Source organism: Plantactinospora veratri (assembly GCF_036421995.1).
GTDB classification, from domain to species: domain Bacteria; phylum Actinomycetota; class Actinomycetes; order Mycobacteriales; family Micromonosporaceae; genus Plantactinospora; species Plantactinospora veratri.
On the sequence record NZ_JAZGQL010000009.1, the window covers coordinates 108889 to 125031 of the forward strand.

The following is a 16143-nucleotide window of genomic DNA, read 5'->3' on the forward strand; positions in this document are numbered from 1 at the left end:
CCTACCGCGCGGGTGTCCGTCCCGTCGGGCGGGCGCCCGCGCTCTCGGCCGGGCCGGCCGGCAGGCCCGCCTCGTAACCGGCGGCGAAGGCTTCCAGCGCCGCGTCGGTGCCGGCCCGGTCGCCGGTGGCGAGCAGGTCGAGCAGCAGTCCCCGGATCACCGCCAGCCCGAGCCGGGCGTGCGTGCGGGCCAGTTCGGCCGGTACGCCCCGCCGGGTGGCGAGTTCGACGTTGAGGTCCAGCCAACTGTCCACCACCCCCTCCAGCAGGGCCGTGGTGCCCGGATAGCCCTGTACCGCCTGGCCGTACAGCTCGAAGAAGAGCCGCTCGTACGGCCAGAGCGCCGGGTCGGCCAGCCGGCGCCACATGCTGCGGATCGCGTCCGCCGGTGCGGTTGCCGGGTCGAACTCCAGACTGGCCAGTGCGGCCCGCTGCCGGCGCTCGATCTCCCGGACCACCTCGACGAGCAGCCCCTCCTTGGAGCCGAAGTGGTAGATCAGCATCCGGTGGCTGGTGCCGAGGTCCGCCGCCAGCCGGCGCAGGCTCAGCGCGCCGACGCCCTGGTCGGCGATCCGGTCGACGACCCGGGCGAGCAGCTCTTCCCGTACTCCGGCAGACATGTACCATACGGTACATGTACCAGTTGGTACATGAGTTGGGGAGGGTGCGGACAGTGGCCCGAGAAGAGATCGACGTACGGGTGCACACCACGGCCAGCCCGGCGGTGGTCTACGCGCTGCTGGTCGACGGCGCCGGTTGGCCCGGCTGGTCACCGCTGGGCTCCTTCGAGCTGGAACGCCCCGGCCCGGACGAGCCGGAGGGGGTCGGCGCGATCCGGATCTTCCGGACCGGCTGGCTCACCAGCCGCGAGCGGGTGGTCGAGCGGGTGCCGGACCGCCGGTTCAGCTACGAACTCCTCTCCGGGCTGCCGCTGCGCGACTACCGGGCCGACGTCGACCTCACCCCGGAGCGCGGCGGCACCTCGATCCGCTGGCACTCCACCTTCGCCGCCAGGGTGCCGGGGACCGGCTGGCTCTACCGGCGGGCGCTGCACCGGTTCATCGGCCAGGTCGCGGCCGGCCTCGCCGCGCACGCCGCCGCCACACGCACGAGCTAAACACCGCCACCACAACCCGTCCGAGCTGATCACCGCTCCCGGACTGCCGACCGGACAACCGGCGCGCGCAACGCCGGCAGCGGGTCAGCGGGCGGCTGCACCGGTACACCGGGCACAGCGCGGCCACCCGATTCGCCGCCGGCTGTTGTCGATCCGCTCGAACAACGCGTACGCGGCGGACCACGCCGACTCGGCGGCGGGGCTGTCCTCGACACCGGGGTACGCGTGCCCGCCGTTGTTGTCCCGGAACCGCTCCGGCGCCATGTACGGCGCGGTGCCCACGATCTGCCGGGTCATCGTCTCGGTGGTGTTGAACGCGCAAGCAGCCGTGCGCCTGTCAGTCGATGACCTCGACGTCCTTCCAGAATGCGACCCGGTCCCGCATCATCTCGGCCCCCGGTTTCGGCTCGGGGTAATACCACACGGCGTCGACGCTACGGCGTACGTCGTGCTCCAACGAGTAGCAGGAAGCCATGCCCTTCCACGGGCAGACGGTGTGCCGTGTCGGAGCCTCGGACCAGGTCCTCCCGTAGTGCGATACGCGGAAAGTAATGGTTGCCCTCGACCACGACGGTGTCCGTGCTCTCGGCGACGACCAGGTCGTGCCAGATGGCTTTCGGCATGTGCCCAGACTGTGCCGAGGATCCGTGCTGCCGAACCGCCGCGCAGCGAGCGGACATCATCGCCGAGGACGTTCGAGGCCGTCGACTTGTCTACGTCGCATTGACGCGCCTGCTCACACGGCGGTCCGCTGGTCGATTGCTGTCTCGTAGAAGGCGTCCGCGAGCGCCACGATGACACCGTTGATGCCAGGGCCGTCGCTGAAGAAGTAGTCGGCCATGGTGTTGTGGGCCTCCTGGTTCTCGACCACTGCCTCAGTGACCGCTGCCTGGAAGTCCTGCGACTCCATGAACTGCTTCTTCGAGTTCACCTTGGTCTGGTTGACCAGGTCCGGGTAGGCGAGCAGCCGCTGCAACAGTCCCTGCACGAACTCACGGACTTGAGACTCGGCGAACGACTCGGCGCCGAAAAGGTCGTTCATCTTGTCGATGACGACCTGTAGTGCAACGTACTTCGGCTCCTTTCGTGCACCGGTGCCGGCGGCGCCGATGCCCTTGAGCTGGCCGTCACCGGTCAGCGAGATGTCGACTGCGGTCGCCTTGTTGTGCTTGACCCCGACCAGGACCACGTCGGACAGGTCGACCTCCGCGGCCCAGGAGGATTCGGCGATGACCTTCTCCAGGAGCCGCAGGAAGATCGACAACATCTCCATGTACGGGTCGCCGTAGTCGACGATCTGGCTCATGAAGTCGTAGAGCCGGACGTAGGTGGAGACGTCCTTGCGGAACAGGTCGAGGGTGTTGAGGGTGACCTTGTCGTCGGCCTCAATCGCCGCCGCGTAGCGGCGGGCGAAGTCGTTCTTGGCCGGGCTGATCGCGGCCGAGAGCGCGTTGTTGCCTTTGCGGGCGTACCACAGTTTGGCGACCTCGCGCACCTGCTCAGGCGTGTAGATCCCGGCCTGGGCGAGCTTGTTGGCGAGGTGGACGACAATGTACGGGTCGGTCTCGGTCTCCAACGTGGCGTTGGTGAAGTACGGCTCGAACGCGGTCCGGATGTCCTCCGGCTTGTTCACGAAGTCGATGACGAACGTCTTGTGCTTCTGCTCCCCACCCGCAGTGCGGTGGGTGCGGTTGAGCCGGGACAGCGTCTGCACGGCGGTGACCCCGGATAGCTTTCTGTCGACGTACATCGCCGAGAGCAACGGCTGGTCGAACCCTGTCTGGAACTTGTTGGCGACCAACATGATTTTGTACGTTCCGCCCTTGAACGCGGCGGCCAGGTCCGTGCCAGCGCCGGGGTTGAGGTTGGCCTCGGTGAACTCGTCGTCCTTGCTCGGCTGCGGCCCCCAGTCGGAGGTCCATTCCTCGTCCTCGGCCATAGTCACGGAGTTGGAGAAGGCGACCAGGGTGCGGTAGCTGTACGAGGCGTCCTTGGCGGCCCGCTTGGCGATGTAGGCGTCGATCGCCTTCTTGTACTTCACCGCGGCCTTGCGCGAGTCGGTCACGACCATCGCCTTCGCCCTGCCTTCCAGCAGGTGGGCGACGTTGGCGTGGAAGTGCTCGACGATGATCTCCACTTTCTGGCTGATGTTGGTCGGGTGCAGCTTCACCCACCGCATCAGCCCCTTGCGCGCTACGGCCTCCTCCACCATCTTGTCGCCGTTGCCGCTCGCGGCTCGTCCGTCGATCTTCAACGCGGTGTCGTAGGACTGGTAGCCCCTGAGCACGTCGAGGATGTAGCCCTCCTCGATCGCCTGCCGCATCGAGTAGATGTGGAACTCGACCGGCTTCCCGTCAGGACCCTTGCGGCCGAACAGCTCCAGGGTCTTGTTCTTCGGCGTCGCCGTGAACGCGAAGTAGGAGATGTGCTTCGACTCGGCCCGCTCGGCCATCTCCGCAGCCAGGACCGCCTCGACGTCGACCTCGCCACCGTCCTCGATATCCTTGATTTCCTCTGCGGTGAGCACGTCCCTCAGCTTCCGAGAGATCTGGCCGGACTGCGAGGAGTGCGCCTCGTCGGCGATCACCGCGAACCGCTTACCTTTCAGGCCCCTGTCGGCCCGGATCGCGTCGAGGGCGTGCGGGAAGGTCTGCACCGTCACCGCGATGATCAGCTCGCCGTTCTTCAACGCGGTCGCCAGCAGCCCGGATTTCGACTTCGCTCCCGCCTTGCGGACGTCTTCGGGGCTGATCGTGGCCACGATCTTCCCCGACCCGTCGATCTGCCGGATGGCCTCCTGGAGCTGCCCGTCGAGCACGTTGCGGTCCACGACCACGATCACCGAGTCGAAGACCTTCTCGTCGTTGACGTGTAGCCGCGCCAGCCCGTGCGCGGTCCAGGCGATGGTGTTCGTCTTCCCCGACCCTGCCGAGTGCTCGATCAGGTAGCGATGCCCCACCCCCTCCTCGCGCACCGCTGCCACGATCTTCGTCACGGCCTCCCACTGGTGGAACCGCGGAAAGAGCATGCTCGTACGCCGTACCGACGTTCCGGTCGCGACGTCCCACTCCTCCCTGGTCTCCACGATCATCAGCCGACCGATGATGTTGAGCCAGGCTTCCTTCTCCCAGACCCGCTCCCACAGGTACGCCGTCGCCGACCGCCCGCCCTCACCCGGCGGATTCCCCGCGCCACTCTCGTACCCCATGTCGAACGGCAGGAACTGCGTCTTGTCACCCTCCAACCTGGTGGTCATCGCGGCCCGGTCGTTGGAGACCGCGAAGTGCACCAACGCCCGATGCCCGAACGACAACAGCGGCTCCGGCCTCCCGTTGGTCAGCGGCAGCCGATGCTTGCGGTACTGGTTGATCGCCTCGTCGAGAGACTGAGTGAAGTCGGTCTTCAGCTCGACGGTGGCCACCGGGAGCCCGTTGACGAAGAAGACCAAGTCGATGCTGCGGCGGTCGGCGGTGGAGAAGTGCACCTGCCGCATCACCCGCACCCGCATCGCCGCGTACTGCTCGTTGGTGGTCGCGTTCAGGCTGGTCTCGGGGCGGAACTGCGCCATCTTCAACCGGCCACCACCGATGTACTGCACTCCGTTGCGCAGGATGTTCAGCGTCCCGCCGCCGTGTTCGAGAGGCTTGTCGAGCGCCGTGGTCAGCACGTCGAGGAACTTCGCCTGCGACCCCGCAGCCTTCAAAGCCTTCGCGTACGCCGCCGCCTGGGTGTCCTCCAGCCACGCGAACAGGTCCTCGGGGAAGAGCGCCCGCTCCCGGTCGTAGCCGGTGTCGCTCGCCGAGTAGAGCCACCCGTGGGCTTCCAGGTACGCGCAGATCTCGGACTCGAAGACGACCTCGTGGTGGTCGGCCATCACACCATCTCTCGTACGTCGATCTGCCCCGTCACCGCCGCCGTAATCAACGCCGCCCGCCGCTCGTGGGCGTATTCGATAAAACGCTCAGTCTCGGTGACCAGAGCATCGATCTTGGCGGTCTGCCTGTCTAGATGCGCAGCAATGCGGCGTTGCTGCTCAACGGGAGCCGTCGGCACCCGAAGCTCTCGAATATCATCGAGCGCCAACTGCATCTTCGTGCCACCCGCTGCGCCTTCGTTTAGCTGGTTCTGGCCTATTGTGCTGAGCATAAACCAACCGATGAACCTTGAGTCCACCCGATCACAATCTAAGCGGCAAAGTGCGACGTGTTGACTTACATACGCGCCAAGCCAATCGCCCTCGACTACGGCCACAGATCCTAGATACGCGGTAATAGAGAAGAGTAAATCGCTTTTTTGGAGCATTGTTCGTGAGCCCTCTGTCACGTCAGCCGGAAGGTTCACAAACTGGATTTCACCGCGGATTTCGAGGTTGGCGCGCGGCAGATTCCCGATCCGGAGGAAACGCTCCCCCTGATCGGCGTAGTAGTCGCCCCAGCCACGGGAGCCGCTCGTCAGGAAGTCGATGTATCGGCGTAGTTGTACGCTGGGTTCACCGAGAGTTGAGAACGCATCATCGATGACAGCCTGACGGCGCTCGCGGAGCATCTCGATCAGGCGCTGCTGTTCCTTGATGAGCGTGTCGATGCGGGCGGTCTCGCGGTCGAGGTAGTCGGCGATGGCGCGCTGCTCCTCCAGCGGCGGTACGGGCAGTTCAAGGGCAGCCATCTGCGCGGCGGAGAGTTCCATGAAGGTCGTCCCCCGACCGAGCGAGTCCAACTCGGCTCCAGCCGCAACAAGTGCGTAAGTGAGGTAGCGCGCCGATGTTCCGTTGTACGGGACGATGGCTCGACAACCCTGGTTGAAAGCCATCGCGCTTGAGGTTTTCGCAACATATCCGATAGGAGCTCGGATCGACAGAAGCACCGATCCTTCCGGGACAGTCGAAGAACCAGCAGCGGCACCCTCAGCAGTGAGAGTCCGTTGCGTGGTGTGCACAACGCTTCCAACTACCGGTCGGAGATCAGGCGGGGTCACGAACGGGACGTCACCGTCCCAGTTTTTCGAGTCTGCCGTCGGTGTTCCGCCGCCTACCAAGGTGCCCATGCGGCGGACAGGAGCGCTCGGCCACCGATCCGACTTCACTGCTCGACCTCCCGCAGCAGATCGAGGATCTTGGCGACCTGCTTTTCTAGGTCTGCATCGATCTCGGCGAGGGGGCGGGGTGGGACGTACTTGTAGAAGTGGCGGGTGAAGGGGATCTCGTAGCCGGTTTTGACCTTTGTCCAGTCGATCCAGGCGTCGGGGACGTGCGGCTTCACCTCGGCCTCGAAGTAGGCGCGGATGACCTCGATTTTTCCGGCCGCACCGGCGGTCGAGCCGCCGTAGGTGAATGGCACGTTCTCGGTGTCGCGCTTCTTGGTGTCCGGCTTGGGATTGCCCTTGCGGTCGACGACGGGCTTGCCGTCCTCGTCGAGAAGAGGGCGTTCGACGGTGACGGTCCAGTAGCCGAACTCGTCGGTGCGCAGCACCTTGGAGTAGTCCGGATCGGCGTCGGTGAAGTCGGCGTACAACTTCACCACCTTGGCGCGGTCGGCATCGCTGATCTCGCGGCCCTTGGCACCGAGGTTCTTGCGCATCTTGGTCCAGAACGACGTGCCGTCGATGAGCTGGACCAGGCCCTTGCGGTCCGGGTGCTTGGTGTTGTCGAGGATCCAGATGTAGGTGGCGATGCCGGTGTTGAAGAACATGTTCGTCGACAGCGCGACGATGGCATCGACCAGGTCGTTCTCCAGCAGCCACTTGCGGATGTTGGAGGGGCCGGAGTCGGCGGCGCCGTTGAAGAGCGGCGAGCCGTTCATCACGATGCCGGCCCGGCCGCCGCCGTCCTCCGGCCTTCGCATTTTGTGGGCCAGGTGGAGCAGGAAGAGCATCTGCCCGTCCGAGGTCGCCGGGAGGCCAGGGGCGAACCGACCGTAGGGGCCGGCTTCGTCGCGCTCCTTCGTGACCGCCTTGGCGTACTGCTTCCAGTCGACGCCGTACGGCGGGTTGGACATGCAGAAGTCGAACTGGCGGCCCCTGAACGCGTCGTCGGTGAGGGTGTTGCCGAAGGCGATGTTGGTCGCGTCGTGCCCCTTGGCCAGCAGGTCGGACTTGCAGATCGCGTACGACTGCGGGTTGTACTCCTGGCCGTACAGGCTCAGCTTCGCGCCGGGGTTGTGTGCGAGCAGGTGCTCCTCGGCCAGGGCGAGCATGCCGCCGGTGCCCGCGGTGGGGTCGTACAGCGAGCGGACGATGCCGGCCTCGGTCAGCTCGGCGTCCTTCTCGGCGAAGAGCAGGTCGACCAGCAGCCGGATCGCGTCCCTCGGGGTGTAGTGGTCACCGGAGGTCTCGTTCGCGGCCTCGTTGAACTTGCGGATGATGTACTCGAACGCATCGCCCATGTCGGCGTTGGAGACGACGTCTGGATGCAGGTCGACAGCCTGGAAGGACTTGATGACCTCGCGCAGCAACTCCGCCTTCTCTAGGGCGAGAATTTCCTTCTTGAAGTCGAAGTATTGGAACACGTCGACATCGGGCGAGAACCGGTCGATGTAATCGGCCAGGTTGTCCGCCAGCCCATCGGCGTCAGCCAGCAGGTTGGCGAAGGAGTAGTTCGAGGTGTTGTAGAACGGCCTGCCGGTCGCCTTCTTGACCTCGATCTTGAGCCGCACAGGGTTGTCGTACTTCGCCGCCAGCGCGCGCACAGTCTCCCGGTCGGGCTCAAGGATGCAGTCGAGGCGTCGCAGGATTGTGAGCGGGAGAATTACATTGCCGTACTGGTTGGGGCGGTAGGGGCCCCGAAGCTGGTCGGCGATCGACCAAATAAAACTACCGAGGGTGCTCACAAGGCTCCTTGATCAGTCAACGACAGATGCTGGACAGCCAGCGCAAAGCCGCGCGTGCCGTCCGAGCAGGTGGCGTCGCACATTCTGTCGCAGTCGGTGCGTCGTAGGACATCATCGCGCATCACGAGACCGGCATGCCATAAGCCCGGTGGCGGATACCCTCGACGGCCAACCGGTGATTGGAAGTGCGGGACCGGTCCAGCGACGGCAGGCGAGCACGCTGGGCGGCTACGAGGTGGTGGTGATTCGTGCCCGCAGGTCGGTGACGGCTGGGCGGTTCATCTCTCGTTCGGGTACGGCGGCCAGCACCTGGTGGGCCACGCTGCGCAGGGTGTCGGTGCGCTGTTCGGTGGGGAGGCGGTCCAGTACGTCTGCGGCGTGTCGGAGCCCGTCGGGGATGTGGCCGTCGCGGATCAGGCCGCAGGCCCGGTGCAACTCCACCTGGGTACGCAGCCGCGCCTGGCTGCTCGGGTAGAGCGCCACGGCCCGGTCCTGTGCCGCTGAAGCGGCCGGAGTATCCCCGATGTGGGTGTAGACGAACGACTCGGTGTGGCGAAGCCGCTGCTCGGGCCACGCCCAGAGCGAATCGTCCTCTCTGGCAGGGACGGCGGGGAGCTGCCCGGTGATGTCGACGACCCGGCGCATCTCGGCTCGCGCCTCCTCAGTTCGGCCCTGCATGGCCAGGAGTTGCGCCCGTCCGGCGTGCAACCCCGCGACGGCGGGGGAGACCCGGCCGGCGGCGAGACTGACCGCTTCCTCAGACAATCGCAACACCGCCTGGGGATCCTGGCCGGCATAGCAGCCGTTGACGACCTCCCACGCCCGCACCCTCACCGCCGTTTCGCTGTCGTGGGAGTCGGCGGCGGCTTGGCGGGCCGTCCGTCGCCAGCGTTGGGACAATGCGGCTTGTCCGCCAGCGAAGAGCAGCGCCGCGGCGACGACGGAGAGATGTGCCGCCGTGTCCGACAGCCGTGCTCGTCGTGCCCCGGTGGTGTTGGCGATCAGCGTCTGGAGCACGGTCAGATCCGACGTCAACTGCTCCATGAGTAGGGCGTGCGGCTGCCGGTAGAAGGCGTAGCCGTAGTCGGCCACCACCTGCTCCCACTCGTCGGCGTCGGCCCCGATCGCGGCGCCCATGCCGTGCCGGAGGGCTTCCAGTTGGGTCAGGACGGGCGCGGAAGCGGCGAGTCCGCTGAGTGCGCGTAGAACAGTTCGCCTTTGCATATCGACCTCACCAGCGTGGCGTTCGTATGCCTCTACCAGCATGCCACCGCTGTCCAGTGCCCGGTCGCAAGCCGCGGCGATCACCGGTGTCGGGCGCTTGGCGCCGCGTTCGATCTGCGACAGGTAGCTGTGGTCGTAGTTGACCCTTCGGGAGAGGTCCCGCAGGGACAGCCCGGCGGCGGTTCGCAGGCGCCGGAGCAGCACTCCGAAGGTCTCCATGAATCCCCCTGGCATGTGTTGTCAAAGGCGTGGGCCGACTACTCAGCGCTATTGCTGCCCGAGGGTAGTGGCGACTCCTGTGCAGTCCCGTAATGGGCGGCACGCCGAGGTCGGGTGGGGGCTCATTTCCCCGTGTGGGCCCCCACCCCAGCCGCTGGGAGGTAGGTGTGGGTCGTTGGAGTGGGCAGGGCCGGCGGGGCTATCCGCCCAGGTGGCGATGACTCGGCACAAGCCGGAGCCGGCGTCGGAGCCACCGCATCCGCCGTCCCGGCCCGGGTGGCACTGCGAGCGGTGGCAATGGACCGGCTGACCGGCCGGGGACTTCCCGACGACCTGCCGGTGGGGCGCCGGGTGGCGTACTGGCGTGGCCAGCGCCGGATGTCGCAGCAGGTCCTCGCCGACCGGCTCGGCAAGTCCAAGTCGTGGGTCGACAAGGTCGAGCGGGGCGTACGCAACCTCGACAAGCTCTCCGTGCTGCGCGAGATCGCCGACGTACTGCGGATCTCCGCCGCCCAGCTCATCGACGCTGCCGACGCCGGCCGCGACCGGTCATGCCCGGCGCCGGAGGTGGCGGCGCTGCGCGCGGCGTTGACCCGGCACGAGGTGCGGCTCGGCCAGCGGCCGATACGCGTGCCGAGCGTGCCCGAACTGGAGCAGGCGGTGGCGCACGCCTGGCTCTCCCTCGGCCGAGCGGACTACCCGCCGCTGCTGCGCAGCCTGCCGGCGCTGATCTGCGCCGCCCAGTGGCGTTGCGCCGACGCGCGGACCGGGGACCGGGCCGACGGCCCGGATCGGCGGCCGGACGTACTGCTCGGGCAGGTCTATCAGATCGCCGCCGAGGTGCTGCGTCGGCTCGACGTGCCCGATCTTGCGTGGCTGGCCGCCGACCGGGCCATGGCGCTGGGCGCGGACTCCGGCGACCCCTGGTGGGCTGCGCGCGCCGCGATCCCCCTGGCCGACGTGGTGCGCGAGAGCGGTCGGCCCCGGCACGCGTACGAGCTCTGCATCGTGACCGCGCACCGCCTCGCCGGCATCGCCGGTCTGACCCTGAAGCCCGCAGCCAGGCCGAACCCGCCAGCCGGCGTCGTCGGACCGAATCCGCCGCGCGGCGCCGCCGAACACCTCTCGGTGTACGGGACGCTGCTGTTGCACGCGGCGCTGAGCGCGGCGGCCCTCGGTGACCGGGCCAGCACGATCGAACTGCTCGACCAGGCCAAGGCGGTGGCGCGCCACGTGGGGCCGGGACGCGACCACTACCGGACCTGCTTCGGACCGGCCCTGGTCGGCATCGTGGGGGTGGCGGTCGCCGTCGAGTTGGGCGACGGCGAGCAGACCCGCGCCGGAACGGCGGAACGGGCCGCCGACCGGGATCACCAGCGGCTGCCGATCGCCGTACGCGCGGCGTACCTGCTCGATTTGGCCCGCGCCCACCTGCAAGCGGTGATCCGGTCGCGGCCGGGCGGACGGTGCTGGCGGCGGAGCGGACCGCGGCGGCGGAGGTACGGGCGCGGCCCGCCGCCCGGGAGCTGCTCGGCGCGGTGCTGCGCGCGGCGGATCGTCCCGAACCGTCGGTCGCCCGCCTCGCCGAAGCCCTCGGCGTCACCGTCTGACCGGGCGTTCGCGGCCACCGGGTCGGAGTCATTTACGATGGCGCCGGCTATCCGGAGCGTAACCCGGTAATGATCACCGATCACCGGCGTCGCTCCGTGACCACCGCAGCGGGCATTTCGTGGAGGATCACATGAGCACCGGGACCGAGACTTTCGAGTTCCAGGCCGAGGCGCGTCAGCTACTCCAGCTGATGGTCCATTCGATCTATTCGAACAAGGACATCTTCCTGCGGGAACTCATCTCCAACGCCTCGGACGCGCTGGACAAACTGCGGCTGGCGGCATTCGCCGACAAGGATCTGGCGGTCGACACCTCCGACCTGCACATCACCATCGAGGTCGACCGGGAGGCGCGTACCCTCACCGTCCGGGACAACGGCATCGGGATGTCCCGGGACGAGGTCGTCATCCTCATCGGCACCATCGCCAAGTCCGGCACGGCGGAACTCCTGGAAAAGATCAAGGAGTCCAGGGACGCGGCCGGCTCGCAGGACCTGATCGGACAGTTCGGCGTCGGTTTCTACTCCAGCTTCATGGTCGCCGACAAGGTGACCCTGCTGACCCGGCGGGCCGGTGAGTCCACCGCGACGCGCTGGGAATCCGACGGCGGCGCCACCTACGTCGTCGAGACCGTCGACGAGGCGCCGCAGGGCACCTCGGTGACCCTGCACCTCCGGCCGGAGGACGCCGAGGACCAGCTCTTCGACTACACCGCCGAGTGGAAGATCCGGGAAATCGTCAAGCGCTACTCGGACTTCATCGCCTGGCCGATCCGGATGTCGGTCGAGCGGACCGACAACGACGGCAAGACCACCACCGAGACCGAGACGCTCAACTCGATGAAGGCGCTCTGGGCGCGGTCGAAGGACGACGTCAAGGAAGACGAGTACAAGGAGTTCTACCGGCACCTCAGCCACGACTGGACCGACCCGCTGGAGACCATCCACATGCGGGCCGAGGGGACCTTCGAGTACGAGTCGCTGCTCTTCATCCCGTCCCGCGCACCGTTCGACCTCTTCATGCGGGGCGCCAAGCGCGGCGTGCAGCTCTACGTCAAGCGGGTCTTCATCATGGACGACTGCCAGGAGCTGATGCCGGAATACCTGCGCTTCGTCAAGGGTGTGGTGGACGCGCAGGACCTGTCGCTGAACATCTCCCGGGAGATCCTCCAGAAGGACCGGCACATCCAGTTGATGCGCCGCCGCCTGGTCAAGAAGGTGCTCTCCACGGTCAAGGAGATGCAGACGAACGACGCCGAGCGCTACCGGACCTTCTGGTCGGAGTTCGGTCGGGCGGTCAAGGAGGGCCTGCTCGACGACTTCGACAACCAGAAGACGATCCTGGAGATCGCCTCGTTCGCCTCCACCCACGACCCGGAGCAGTTGACCACCCTCGCCGAGTACGTCGAGCGGATGAAGGAGGGGCAGACCGACATCTACTACTCCACCGGCGAGTCCCGCACCATGATCGAGAACTCGCCGCACATGGAGGCGTTCCGGGCCAGGGGCTACGAGGTGTTGCTGCTCACCGACCCGATCGACGAGATGTGGGTCTCCTCGGTGCCGGAGTTCGACGGGAAGAAGTTCCAGTCGATCGCCAAGGGGCAGGTCGACCTCGACACCGACGAGGAGAAGGAGAACGCCGGTGCGGAGCGGGAGCAGCAGGAGAAGGACTTCGCCGACCTGCTCGGCTGGCTGAGCACCCAGCTCGCGGAGAACGTCAAGGAGGTGCGGCTCTCGTCCCGGCTGACCACCTCACCGGCCTGCATCGTCGGCGACGCCCAGGACATGACCCCGACCCTGGAGAAGATGTACCGGGCGATGGGGCAGGAGATGCCGGTGGTGAAGCGGATCCTGGAACTCAACCCGACGCACCCGCTGGTGACCGGGCTGCGCGAGGCGTACGGGCAGCGCAAGGAGGACCCGACCGTGGCCGAAACCGCCGAACTGCTCTACGGGATGGCGCTGCTCGCCGAGGGCGGCGAACTCGGCGACCCGGCCCGGTTCACCCGGCTGCTCGCCGAGCGGCTCGCGCGTACCCTCTGAGCACGCGGCACGCCCGACGGCCCGGGGCGCCAGGCGACCCGCTTGGCGACCCGGGCCGCTGGGTAAGACCAGCGCCATGAGTACGACGATGACCGCTGAGCCCGCCGCCGCCCCGCCGCCCGGACCGGCCGTGACCCCGGCCCAGGTGGCCCGGGTCGCGGTCGTCGCGCACCGGAAGAAGTCCCTCGGCGGCGGACTCGACGAACTCCGCTCCCGGCTGCGTGGCGCCGGAGTCGAAGACCTGCTCTGGTACGAGGTGCCGAAGAGCCGCAAGGCGCCGAAGAAGGTACGCAAGGCGCTCGACAAGGGCGCCGAGCTGATCTTCGTCTGGGGCGGGGACGGCATGGTGCAGCGCTGTTCCGACGCGCTGGCCGGCTCGGACGCGGCCCTGGCGATCCTGCCCGCCGGTACGGCGAACCTGCTCGCCACCAACCTCGGCATCCCGGAGGATCTGGCCGAGGCGGTCCGGATCGGGCTGACCGGGCCGCGCCGACGGCTCGACCTGGGACGGCTCGGCGGCGAACACTTCGCGGTGATGGCCGGCGCGGGTTTCGACGGGGAGATGATCCGGGACGCCGACCGCGACCTGAAGGACCGGCTGGGCCGGCTGGCGTACGTCTGGACCGGGCTGCGGCACGTCCGCAGCGAGACGACCCGGATGCGGATCCGGGTGGACGGCGCGGACTGGTTCGAGGGGGAGGCGAGCTGCGTACTCTTCGGCAACGTCGGCACGATCACCGGCGGCATCCCGGCCTTCGACGACGCCCGCCCCGACGACGGCTGTCTGGAGGTCGGCGTGGCGACCGCCAGCGGGGTACTGGACTGGGTCCGCACCCTCGGTCAGATGGCGGTCGGCCGGTCCGACTCCTCGCCGTTCGTCCGGATCACCCGGGGCCGGAAGATCAACGTCCGGTTCGCCGAGCCGATGACCTACGAGCTGGACGGCGGCGCCCGCGACCGGGTCACCCGGCTGAAGGCCCGGGTCGCCCCCGGCGCGCTGACGGTCTGCGTACCGGAGGAGGAGTCCTGACCCCCGACCGGCCGCGCCCGGGTCAGTGGGCGGAGCCGGCGAGCCGGTCGTCGTCGGCCTGCCGGCCGCGCAGCCGGGCGGGCAGGTCGAGGATGGAGTCGAGCCGGCGGGCCTCCGGCACCGGGGTGCGCCGCTCGGGGTCGATCAGGTAGGCCCGGATGCCGGCCCGCTCGGGACCGACGAAATCGGGCCGGTAGCTGTCGCCGACGAAGACCGCCGAACCGGCGTCGATGCCGAGGGTCTCCAGCGCGGTGGCGTAGATCCGGGGGTGCGGCTTGCACCAGCCCAGTTCCACCGAGGCGACGACGGCGTCGAAGTACTCCGCCAGCCCCATCGCCGCGAGGTGGTCGGGGACCAGGCCCGGCTGGTGGGTGTTGGTGACGACCGCGAGCCGGTGGTCGCGGTGCAGGTCGCGTACCAGTTCGGGGACGCCGGGGAGGTAGCGCACGCCGGTGTTCCACTCCCGGACGTACTCCCGGACGAACGCGTCGGCGTCCTCCGGTGCCGGCGACCGGCCGAGGAGGTCGGTCAGGAAGACCGTGCCGACCTCGATCATGGAGAACTCGGAGTCGTTCTCCTCGCTGCGTCGGTCGAACTCGGCGAAGGCCCCCGACCAGGCGGTCAGGAATTCGGCGTAGTCCAGGTCGGCGCCGAGCCGCCGGAGCAGTGCGTGTGAGCCCGGATAGCCCTGTTCGGTGCGGCTGGCCGAGTAGGCGACCAGGGTGCCGAAGAAGTCGAAGAGGATATGGGTGGGGCCGGCGGCGGGCATCGGCGAATTATTCCATCCGGCCCCGACGCCGAGCCTCGGCGACGTCGGGAAAATCCGTCGATCCGGTGCTGACCTGGTGCGTATAGTCTGGCTGCCCGGTGCGGCCGGGCGGCCCGAGGTGCCGGGTCGAGAGGCTGGGGATAGACGCTGGGGAGGTCGTCGCGTCCAGGGAAGCCGAGCGCAGGCTCATCGCCTCGAACAAGAAGGCGCGGCACGAGTACGCCGTCCTGAAGACGTACGAGGCGGGGATCGTGCTGCGCGGCACCGAGGTCAAGTCGCTGCGGGCCGGGCAGGCGTCGCTGGTCGACGCGTTCGCCCAGGAGCGCGACGGCGAACTCTGGCTCTACGGGCTGCACATCGCGGAGTACGCCTACGGGACCTGGACGAACCACCAGCCGAAGCGGATGCGGAAACTGCTGCTGCGGCGCGTGGAGATCAACAAGATCCTGGACCGGATCCGCGATCCCGGGCTGACCCTGGTGCCGTTGGCACTGTATTTCTCCAACGGCTGGGCCAAGGTCGAACTCGGCGTCGCACGCGGCAAGCGGTCCTACGACAAGCGCCAGGCGCTGGCCGAGCGGGACGCCAACCGGGAGATCGCCCGGGAGTTGGGGCGGCACCTCAAGGGCATCTCCCAGCGGCACCGGGCGACCGGGCACTCCTGACCCGCAGCCCCCGACCGACCGGCGTCGACCGAGGTCGGCTCGGCATCGACGGTGGCCAGCTCGGCGTCGGTCGGGTTCCGCCGGGCGTCGGCCGGGGTCGGCTGAGCAGTCGGCCGGGTCAGCCGTTGACCCGGGCCAGGAAGGCGGCGAGGCTGGCGGTGGTGCGTTCGATCTTCTCCGCCAGCGTGATCGTCTCGTCGAGGCGCCGCCCGGCGTCCTTCTTCCCGCGCAGATAGAGCGAGCAGGCCAGGTCGGTGCAGAGGTAGGCGCCGACGGAGTTGCCCTGCCGGCCCTCTCGCCCGGCCTTGCGGGCGGTCATCAGCGAGACGCCGTTCCCGGTGTGGGTGGTCAGGCAGATCGAGCACATGCTGCGCCGGACCCGCCCGGTCTGCGGCGCCACCCGCAGCGCCACGCCGACGAGCCCGCCGCCGGACTCGGCTACCAGGTAGGCCCGCTCGTCGGCGGCGGGGTCCCGCCAGCCGAGGAACTCGAGATCGGCCCAGGCTCGCTCGTCGAGGTCCCTCGGCACCGTGAGACGCTTCGCCTCACCCTTGGTGCAGTTGACGAAGGAGGCGCGGATGGCGGACTCGGTCAGGGGTACCATAGGAGCCAGCCTAATACCTCTAGGCAAGCAAATAACG

At 68.0% G+C, this 16143-nt stretch carries 13 protein-coding genes and 1 pseudogene; 5 read left to right on the forward strand and 9 right to left on the reverse strand.

Annotation, left to right across the window (positions count from 1 at the left end):
* Position 1: 1 nt before the first annotated feature.
* Positions 2-619 carry a TetR/AcrR family transcriptional regulator gene (locus V1634_RS15365; RefSeq protein WP_331208490.1) on the reverse strand — a complete coding sequence of 206 codons (618 nt, stop codon included), beginning with the start codon at positions 617-619 and terminating at the stop codon, positions 2-4.
* 53 nt (positions 620-672) lie between these two features.
* On the opposite strand from V1634_RS15365, the gene V1634_RS15370 reads away from it, so the two are divergent.
* Positions 673-1116, forward strand: a complete 444-nt coding sequence (locus V1634_RS15370; protein ID WP_331208491.1) for an SRPBCC family protein — start codon at positions 673-675, stop codon at positions 1114-1116.
* Positions 1117-1200: 84 nt separating this feature from the next.
* Here V1634_RS15370 and V1634_RS15375 read toward each other — a convergent pair whose 3' ends face one another.
* From V1634_RS15375 to V1634_RS15400, 6 genes and pseudogenes are all read right to left on the reverse strand, one after another.
* Complete coding sequence (locus tag V1634_RS15375; RefSeq protein ID WP_331208492.1) at positions 1201-1413, reverse strand: hypothetical protein; 213 nt, start codon at positions 1411-1413, stop codon at positions 1201-1203.
* Between the two features lie 40 nt (positions 1414-1453).
* Positions 1454-1739, reverse strand: a pseudogene (locus V1634_RS15380) (DUF427 domain-containing protein).
* Between the two features lie 113 nt (positions 1740-1852).
* Positions 1853-4990 carry a type I restriction endonuclease subunit R gene (locus V1634_RS15385; RefSeq protein WP_331208493.1) on the reverse strand — a complete coding sequence of 1046 codons (3138 nt, stop codon included), beginning with the start codon at positions 4988-4990 and terminating at the stop codon, positions 1853-1855.
* Positions 4990-6159, reverse strand: a complete 1170-nt coding sequence (locus V1634_RS15390) for a restriction endonuclease subunit S (RefSeq protein WP_331208494.1) — start codon at positions 6157-6159, stop codon at positions 4990-4992. Before V1634_RS15390 ends, V1634_RS15385 begins: the two co-directional genes overlap by 1 nt.
* Positions 6160-6194: 35 nt before the next feature.
* Positions 6195-7940: a class I SAM-dependent DNA methyltransferase gene (locus V1634_RS15395; protein WP_331208495.1), complete on the reverse strand. Its 1746-nt coding sequence runs from the start codon at positions 7938-7940 to the stop codon at positions 6195-6197.
* 228 nt (positions 7941-8168) lie between these two features.
* A complete protein-coding gene (locus V1634_RS15400) occupies positions 8169-9383 on the reverse strand; it encodes a helix-turn-helix domain-containing protein (protein ID WP_331208496.1) in 1215 nt (404 codons plus the stop codon).
* Positions 9384-9680: 297 nt separating this feature from the next.
* Between V1634_RS15400 and V1634_RS15405 the strand changes: the two genes are divergently transcribed.
* The 3 genes from V1634_RS15405 (at position 9681) to V1634_RS15415 (ending at position 14068) form a co-directional block, all read left to right on the forward strand.
* Positions 9681-11063, forward strand: coding sequence for a helix-turn-helix domain-containing protein (locus V1634_RS15405; protein WP_331208616.1), 1383 nt, complete (start codon positions 9681-9683; stop codon positions 11061-11063).
* Between the two features lie 61 nt (positions 11064-11124).
* Positions 11125-13038 (forward strand): molecular chaperone HtpG, encoded by a 1914-nt coding sequence (gene htpG / locus V1634_RS15410; RefSeq protein WP_331208497.1) that lies wholly within the window; start codon positions 11125-11127, stop codon positions 13036-13038.
* 88 nt (positions 13039-13126) lie between these two features.
* Complete coding sequence (locus V1634_RS15415; RefSeq protein WP_331208498.1) at positions 13127-14068, forward strand: diacylglycerol/lipid kinase family protein; 942 nt, start codon at positions 13127-13129, stop codon at positions 14066-14068.
* Positions 14069-14090: 22 nt separating this feature from the next.
* Here V1634_RS15415 and V1634_RS15420 read toward each other — a convergent pair whose 3' ends face one another.
* Positions 14091-14837, reverse strand: coding sequence for an HAD family hydrolase (locus tag V1634_RS15420; protein ID WP_331208499.1), 747 nt, complete (start codon positions 14835-14837; stop codon positions 14091-14093).
* 140 nt (positions 14838-14977) lie between these two features.
* On the opposite strand from V1634_RS15420, the gene smpB reads away from it, so the two are divergent.
* The gene (smpB, locus tag V1634_RS15425; protein WP_331208617.1) at positions 14978-15502 is read left to right on the forward strand and encodes an SsrA-binding protein SmpB; all 525 of its coding nucleotides are present in this window, start codon (positions 14978-14980) and stop codon (positions 15500-15502) included.
* Positions 15503-15620: 118 nt separating this feature from the next.
* On the opposite strand, the gene V1634_RS15430 is transcribed toward smpB, so the two are convergent.
* Entirely contained in the window at positions 15621-16106 is a 486-nt protein-coding gene (locus V1634_RS15430) for an FBP domain-containing protein (protein WP_331208500.1), read from the reverse strand.
* Positions 16107-16143: the final 37 nt, after the last annotated feature.

Coding starts and splice junctions, on each gene's coding strand:
- V1634_RS15365 (WP_331208490.1), bottom strand. CDS start 619: ATGTCTGCCGGAGTACGGGAAGAGCTGCTCGCCCGGGTCGTCGACCGG.
- V1634_RS15375 (WP_331208492.1), bottom strand. CDS start 1,413: ATGACCCGGCAGATCGTGGGCACCGCGCCGTACATGGCGCCGGAGCGG.
- V1634_RS15385 (WP_331208493.1), bottom strand. CDS start 4,990: ATGGCCGACCACCACGAGGTCGTCTTCGAGTCCGAGATCTGCGCGTAC.
- V1634_RS15390 (WP_331208494.1), bottom strand. CDS start 6,159: ATGGGCACCTTGGTAGGCGGCGGAACACCGACGGCAGACTCGAAAAAC.
- V1634_RS15400 (WP_331208496.1), bottom strand. CDS start 9,383: ATGGAGACCTTCGGAGTGCTGCTCCGGCGCCTGCGAACCGCCGCCGGG.
- V1634_RS15405 (WP_331208616.1), top strand. CDS start 9,681: ATGGACCGGCTGACCGGCCGGGGACTTCCCGACGACCTGCCGGTGGGG.
- htpG (WP_331208497.1), top strand. CDS start 11,125: ATGAGCACCGGGACCGAGACTTTCGAGTTCCAGGCCGAGGCGCGTCAG.
- V1634_RS15415 (WP_331208498.1), top strand. CDS start 13,127: ATGACCGCTGAGCCCGCCGCCGCCCCGCCGCCCGGACCGGCCGTGACC.
- V1634_RS15420 (WP_331208499.1), bottom strand. CDS start 14,837: ATGCCCGCCGCCGGCCCCACCCATATCCTCTTCGACTTCTTCGGCACC.
- V1634_RS15430 (WP_331208500.1), bottom strand. CDS start 16,106: ATGGTACCCCTGACCGAGTCCGCCATCCGCGCCTCCTTCGTCAACTGC.